Consider the following 6,775-nt stretch of genomic DNA (forward strand, 5'->3'; position numbering starts at 1 on the left):
CGCCGCGGAGAGTGCCTGGGCCCTACTCAAGGAGGAGATCGGCACCCGAAGCTGGCCCGACCGAGCCACCGCCCGCGCCGAGGTCTTCAACTTCATCGAGACCCTCTACAACCGCCGCCGTCTGCGGAAACACAAGACGTCGTCGTCGGTGGGCTCCGCGTCCTTGAAGGTCAGCGTGTAGTTGATGCCGGCCTCGGTGGTGAACCACACCGTGTCGCCGCCGGGGTCGGCGTCCGCGGCCGCGAAGTGCGGGCTGCGTCGCAGCGCGTCGGCGACGCGGACCGGGTCGTGGTCAGCGTCGAACAGCGGGCTCTTGTCGCGGTCGATGGGCGGAAATGTGACTGGGCGTCTCAGTTGGCGAGTTGAACGTATGCCGGGCGGTTCGCAGTCAACGAGTGCGGTGGCTGCGGGGCGCAGGTCTTCCTCAAATACGGGTTGGCTCCAGAGGGCGGGGGAACGCCAGGAGCAGATGCGGGCCGGCCCCTGGGGGAGACATGGCACAGCAGAACAGCCAGGACCACGATGCCGAGATCATCGCTCTGCTCATGCGGGAGTACGAGTCGTTGCGGACGGAGATCGCCCAGCGTGTGACGTCGAGGATGCAGATACTCGGTTTCTCGGGAGTGATCGCTGCCCTCGTCACGGGAACAGGGGGAGTCTCCCTACACAGGCCCTCGGTGTACGTCGCCGTCGCCACGCTCCTGCTGGGGGTGCTGTGGCTCAGGGACTGCAACCAGGGGATTCAACGCATTGGTAAGCATCTACGGGACGTAGAGGAGGAGGTGAACCGCCTGGCCACGCGTGCATACGGCAGCAGGGCGCTGTCGTGGGAGACGAAGCGGCACGTGGGCCGACAGCACGAGCGGCCGGCGTGGCGTCTCCTGGGCCGGCTGGGCGGATGGACCGGCCACCACTGAGTCGCTCCAGCTCACCCGAGCCATCGACGCCGCCCGCTCCAGTCGCCAACTCGCGGGCTCACTCGCCAACTGAAGCGCTCAGTGAGCCGAAGCACGATAGTTGACACCTTCGGCGCTGGGTAAGCTGGCCGTTTCGGAACTCCTGAAGCACGTTTGTTGTCACCGGTGAGGTAGCGTACTTGTCATCACCGGCCATTTTGCAGCCCTTTCTGTTGCTGGAGTCCTGGGCAGCCGGTCCCTTGCCATATACGCAGAAACGGCCCGCCAGCCGAGCTGACGAGCCGTCATGCAAGATCGAGACTAACGGTCAGGTTGGTCCTTAAGGGTCCTCTTCCTTTCATCAAGCCGATCAGTCAATGAACACGCTGCTGCCATATCCAAAACTGCGGCTCTCGCCCGGAGGTACGGTGCCGACCTCTCCTCCCTGACACCCAGGTGCGTCAAAGACGTGTGCGATTGCATTGGCCTGATTGTCCACGTCGAACGGCACCCCTTCCGAGTCGAAGCAGCCGTGGGGTTCCACGTACGTAGCACCATTGACGATGAGCGCACCATTGGCCGCAACGGCGTTGGTGACGGCGGTCAGGCACAGGACGGTGGTCGCAACGACAACGCCGGTCGCATGCAGCAAGCGCTTCAAGGAGTCTCCAGAAGTGTGTGTCGAGTCTGCCTATCTCAATCGTTTCCGCATAACTTGACGGCATTCCACCCGTTCGTGTAGGGCGGCTGGCATCGAGTTGACCCTGAAACAGGTCCGCTTACGCGTTGGTAACTCTCTGAGTGTGTGTTGGATTGTTGCGTATCGCGTGCCGCAACAGCGAAGGAAGTCCGGTCAGGCCCTTGGGGGAGGCTCCACGGGGCGTTCTTCGGTGTTGGGACACACGACACGCAACAGGACAGCGTCCACTACTACCACCAGCTCAAGCCCCTCCTGGACACCTACGCCGGCCAAACTCGCCCACCGAACCGAGGCGGGCCTGCCGCCACCGGAACGGACCCGGTGACAACAAGCCCGCCTCTGTGACAGCTATCGTGCTTCGGCTCACACAGGAAATTCAGCGGTCACGCTTTCGCTCCTACTTAGTAGTCCAGGTCCAAATAGTCGATGTCGTTGATTTCAACGTCCGACAGTCCCATAGCGCGACCGCCGCCGTACTGGAAATACAGTTCCTTGAACCCTTCGGCGATGATTCCGCGCATCTGCTGGTCGCTGGCCCCCGTGTCGCGGGCGTCGAAGAGGCGCTGCGCGTACTCCGGGGGGAGGTGCACGGTGAGTCGCCGGAACCGGCCGTCGTCGGTCGTGCCGACCGGCGCGGTGTACCCGAACCGGGCCCTCGTTTCCACGGTGATTCCGCCGGTGGTGGCGGCCTGGCGCTGCCGGCGCTTGCGCACCATGGGCTGCCACCGCTTCCGTACGGCGTCGTCGATCTTCGCGGCGACGTCGGTGCGGGCGTGCTTGCGGGCGCCTCGCCGGTAGCGGTTGACGGAGTCGGCGGTGACGCCGATCTCCTGGGCGACGGCCTTGGCGCTGCCCAACTGCTTGAGGAGGTAGCCGATCTGGCCCTTGAGTGTCTTGGGCGGGTCCTTGGTGAAGGACTCCCGGTCTACGCGCTCGATCGCGTCGTCGATCTCGCCCACAGCCCTACTCCCCTTCGTCCATGACGGCGTCGCCGCCCTTGATGTGGCGGGCTGGGTTGTAGCCCTTCTCCATCAGCTCGACCGCCCACAGCATCGGCTGGACGCCCTCCAGCTTCGCCAGGCCCGGTGTGGGCCCGAGGCGGAACCCGCCGGGCTGCGGCTTGCCGGACGCCGCATAGGGCAGCAAGGCGAGCGGGCTGTCGCCCGGTGAGGGGTAGACGACGCAGTCGGACAGTACGGCGATCGGGTACAGACCCGTCATCTTCGCCATGTTCAGCAGTTTGCGGTGCATGTTGACCCGGGCCTTGGCGATGACGGCCGCGCGGATGTCGGGACGCCAGGTCGGGCGTTCCAGGGCCGGCCAGCGTTCCCCGTCCTTGTAGTGACGGCCCTGGGGGCGCTCGCGCAGCTTGCCCACGCCGCCTTTGACCGTGGCCTTGATGGCGGACAGGACGGCGGCCAGGGCCGGGTCGGCCTGCTTGTGGCGTTCCATCGCGGCCAGGAACTGCGGGTCGGACAGGTCCGCGGTGACGCCGAGGTCGGCGAGGGTGTCGACGTAGGCGTTCTTGAGGCGGTCGTGCCACGGGTCCAGGTAGGAGCCGGTCTCGCGGCGCAGGTACGCCTCGATCGGCTGGACGTTGTAACCGAGCTGCTGGGCGTAGGCCACGGTGTGGGTCTGGTACCAGGCCGGTCCCGTCGGCCTGGTACCGTCCGGTGTGAACGGGCTGGGCAGGCGCGGGTCCAGCTCGATGTGGGACAGGTCGACGGTGCAGCTGCTCCAGCACGCACACCACGTAGGCGTCCCGGTCGACCGCGCCCTGCGGCAGCTTGGCGTTGGAGAACACCGCGCACCGCCACATGGCCGGCACCAGCTCGGCGTCGACCTCACGGGGCAGCAGTGGCCGGTCCTTGACCCGCCGCCGAGACACCGCGGGCAGACGGCGCACCGCCTTCAGAATGCGCCGCCCGGCCGGGGCGGTGGTGCAGCTCTGCGCCGCGGCATACGAACACCTCGTGGTGGCCGCGCTGCACCGCGCACAAGGTGTCGGGTGCGGGCTGCAGGGCGAGCCGGGCGCTCTGCGCGGTCTGAGTGGTGACGTGGGCGGCGAGTAGGTCGAGGGCCGCGTCGTCGCCGAAGAACGCGTGGATCAGGGCGTTCTCGCGTGCGTTGTCCGCACGGTCGACCTCGTCCATGACTTGGTGCTGGATCCAGTCGCGGAACAGGCCGACGAGGTGGCTGTCGATGGGTTCGTTGCTGACGGTGAGGCCGACGGTGGGCGGGTCGCGGGCGGCGGCGTCCAGGAGCCGGTCGATGAGCTCGGCGTGCTGCTGCCACTGCGGAGGGAGCGGGAGACGGCCTGGGCCGGTGGCGTGCTGGTCGACGGTGGCGTGCTGGGCGGGAGAGACGGCTGGCGCGCCTGCTCTGCGGGCGGCGAAGCCGGCTTGGCGGCATCCCTCTTCCCGCCCCAGCCAGCAAAGCAGCATGGCTACGGCACGCCATCCGTGAAGACGCAGCACAGTCTCTTCCCGCAGCAACCGCACTGAACGCCCGGCGTACAGGCCAGGGCGAGCGCGGGCGGGGTGAAGGCGCGGGAGGAAAGTCCGTGTTGCAGGGGAGGAGTTCGTGCCGCTTCCCGCCGTGCGGGAGAAGCCGGGTGCACCGGCGCTGGATGGGCCCTGTGGGGGCGGAGGCCGCTCGGGGGCCACCGCCGCCACTGAGGACCGCTGAAACCCGCGCCCCGCGGGCGCCCGGCCGCAGCCGTCCCTGGCCTGGCCGCGCCCTGCCCGTCGGGTGCAACGAGCGGCGCTCCCTCGAAGCGGCCGAGCGACGGTCTGCCGCCGGCCCTCCGTCATCGCGAGCCCGCCGCGGGCAGACCGCAGCAGAACCGGATCCGTGAGTGCCGGGCACCATACGGACGAGGCACGGTTCCCGATGCCTGCCGTCGGTACCCCGCTGCCGGCCGGCAGGGCCGTCAGCAGCAGACGGCCGGCAGCTCCGGGAAGGCGGACAGGCGGACCGCCGCGTCCGCCGCGTGTACCAGGGGAGGTTCCCGGGGCACAGGTGGGGCCGTATCGTCGTGTTCGGCTTGCCTAAGACGGTGTCCCCACCGGCCTCTGCCCGTTGCGCCGCGGGTGCCTCTAGGAAGCCTGTCCCCCGGCCCCGACCTCAGCGGGGACTGTGGGGGCGGACTGGGTTTCGCAGTCGGGGTCAGCCGCCATGATCGGGTGGCTGAGGAGAAGATCCTCCGAAATGCCCTGCGCGTTGGCGAGGAGCAGACCGTGGGGTTCGAGTTCATCGAGCACGAGCTCGATCGTGTCGTGCATGGTCCGGATCTGATCGCCGGTCAGGCGCCCCTCTACGAGGAGGTCTCCTGTGTGGGCGGCGATGTGGTGCAGCGCGAAGAGCCGGTGGAGGGCATACAGGAGGCGCTTGGTCTCAGGGCCAGCCGCTTGCTGAGCGGCCCTCAGCAGTTCCTGGGCTGCGAGGAAGGGGGCGTAGGCATCCACCAGTCGCAGCGCGGGCAGGACGGTCCGCTGGAGGGCATTGCCGGGGCGGCGCTGGGGGCGCCCCGGGCTGCTAGCGCCGTCGTCCGTTGCCTCGGGTGTCTCGTCCGTTCCGCGGAGCCGCTCGGCGGCGCGGTCGCGCCATATTCGGGCGATGTCGGCGAGTAGTTCCTGTAGGGATTCAGAGTCGGTGAGGTCACTTGGCCGGGGGCGGAGTTTCTCGCCGGTGAAGTGGCCCATGACCAGCTCCATGCCAGCTTTGATCCAGATCACCTTATTGTCGCCTTCTGCGGTGATGGCGCCCTCACCTGCCGCGCGCTGGAAGGCGATGCCGTTGGCCAGGAGAAGCCCCTGCGCTCCGCAGCGCTCGCGGCACTCGTCCATCACCTCGCGCCCGCGCCAGGTGATCCACCCCTTGGTGATAGCCGCCAGTCGTTCGGCGTCGGCGCGTTCTTCCGGTGTGGTGGCCTGCTCCCAGGAACGGACCGCCGAACGGTGGAGAAAGGTCGCGGCGTAGGCAGTCGCCAGGGCTTCGAGCAGTGGCGCGTGGTGGCTTCGGTGGTGCCACAGCGGGACGCTGCCGCCTCTGGTGCCGCTGGAGGTATGCCGGATGTGGGCGTAGCGGACGGCAACGGTCAAGGCGTGGCGGGTGGCACCCAGGACGGATGCCTGCATGCACAGCTTCCCGTCGGTGACCCGCTCTACTGAGCTGTGGAACCGCTTAAGGGTGCCCCCGACGGTGCTGGTGTAGATACCCTCCGGCGTCAGCCGGCCGTGAGCGGACTGCACCATTGCTTCGTATGGCAGACGGACTCGGGTGAAGGTCGTCATGCAGTGGTCGACGGGGGCTCCCGCGGTCTGCGGCAGGCGCTCGATGGAGATGCCCGGCAGGGATTCTCCGGTAGTGGCGTCGTGGAGATCCACAAGGAAGAGGTGCACGCCCTCGTCCTTGCCGGCGACGATCAGGCGAGCCGCGACCAGGGCCGTCTTGGGGCCGCCGGTCGAGCTGGTGTTCGGCATGAACTTAGCTGCGCCAGGTCCGGGCGTGTGAAGAATGAACTCGCGGCTGGCGGGGTCCCAGGTGGAAGTGGTTTTCAGCTGTGGGGCGTTGTTGCCGTAGTCCCGTTCCGTGCAGAGGAAGACGCCAGTGCGGTCCATGGCCGCGAAGGGGCGCAGATCGTATCCATTCGTGTCTTCGAAGTTCGTCAGGCTGCCCAGGAAGAGGTTGTAATGGATGGTCAGGATCGTGCCGAGCCCTGGATCGACCGGGCCTACCCACTCATGCAGGGCTGTGAGCCGCGACGGGTCCTGGGCGAGGGCCTCGGGGCTGTCGGGGCCGTCAAGAAGGAGTTTGTTGAGATGACGCAGGCGTTGGTAGCTGAGCGCCATGCGGTCCTCGGGCGGCAGCTCGCGATGGTGGAAGGCGCTGGTGCTGAAGAAGTCGCGCCAGGGCCTGTGGATCTGGTCGAACCGGCCGGCAAAGAGTGCTCGGGTAAGGTCTGCTGCAACGGAGTGGTCCTTCTGCGAACGCGTCTGGGTGATCACTCAGCGGACGATAGGCCATGCCACCGGGCGTGTTCAGCATGATCATTCCCACGATTCCGCAGCTTGGAAATGTGGTACTCCGATTGAACTCGTAGTCGCCCGAGGGGATGACGTTCCTTGATCCCTGCGGTACGCCATGGTGGTGAGGTATGCGCAGGCGGGTGGGTACA

Annotated in this window: 5 protein-coding genes and 3 pseudogenes; 2 read left to right on the forward strand and 6 right to left on the reverse strand. The window is 67.5% G+C overall.

Going from position 1 to position 6,775, the window contains the following annotated elements; translation table 11 throughout:
• Window positions 1-181, forward strand: a pseudogene (locus ACFY2B_RS45900) (hypothetical protein); the annotation flags it as partial.
• A gap of 313 nt (window positions 182-494) precedes the next feature.
• On the forward strand, window positions 495-917 hold the full coding sequence (locus ACFY2B_RS45905) for a hypothetical protein (RefSeq protein ID WP_390769007.1): 423 nt from the start codon (window positions 495-497) through the stop codon (window positions 915-917).
• A gap of 349 nt (window positions 918-1,266) precedes the next feature.
• On the opposite strand, the gene ACFY2B_RS45910 is transcribed toward ACFY2B_RS45905, so the two are convergent.
• The 6 genes and pseudogenes from ACFY2B_RS45910 to ACFY2B_RS45935 all read right to left on the reverse strand — a co-directional run bounded on the left by ACFY2B_RS45910 (window position 1,267) and on the right by ACFY2B_RS45935 (window position 6,605).
• Window positions 1,267-1,557: a hypothetical protein gene (locus tag ACFY2B_RS45910; RefSeq protein WP_390769008.1), complete on the reverse strand. Its 291-nt coding sequence runs from the start codon at window positions 1,555-1,557 to the stop codon at window positions 1,267-1,269.
• A 440-nt stretch (window positions 1,558-1,997) separates the two neighbouring features.
• Entirely contained in the window at window positions 1,998-2,555 is a 558-nt protein-coding gene (gene tpg / locus ACFY2B_RS45915; protein ID WP_390769009.1) for a telomere-protecting terminal protein Tpg, read from the reverse strand.
• A gap of 4 nt (window positions 2,556-2,559) precedes the next feature.
• Window positions 2,560-3,330 (reverse strand): annotated as a pseudogene (locus tag ACFY2B_RS45920) (transcriptional regulator); the annotation flags it as partial.
• A pseudogene (locus tag ACFY2B_RS45925) lies at window positions 3,320-3,532 on the reverse strand (hypothetical protein); the annotation flags it as partial. The pseudogenes ACFY2B_RS45920 and ACFY2B_RS45925, both read right to left, overlap by 11 nt.
• Complete coding sequence (locus ACFY2B_RS45930) at window positions 3,441-4,040, reverse strand: hypothetical protein (protein WP_390769010.1); 600 nt, start codon at window positions 4,038-4,040, stop codon at window positions 3,441-3,443. The gene ACFY2B_RS45930 and the pseudogene ACFY2B_RS45925, both read right to left, overlap by 92 nt.
• A gap of 654 nt (window positions 4,041-4,694) precedes the next feature.
• Window positions 4,695-6,605: an acyl-CoA dehydrogenase gene (locus tag ACFY2B_RS45935; RefSeq protein ID WP_390769011.1), complete on the reverse strand. Its 1,911-nt coding sequence runs from the start codon at window positions 6,603-6,605 to the stop codon at window positions 4,695-4,697.
• Window positions 6,606-6,775: the final 170 nt, after the last annotated feature.

This window comes from Streptomyces sp. NPDC001270, from assembly GCF_042896695.1.
In the GTDB taxonomy this organism is placed as follows: domain Bacteria; phylum Actinomycetota; class Actinomycetes; order Streptomycetales; family Streptomycetaceae; genus Streptomyces.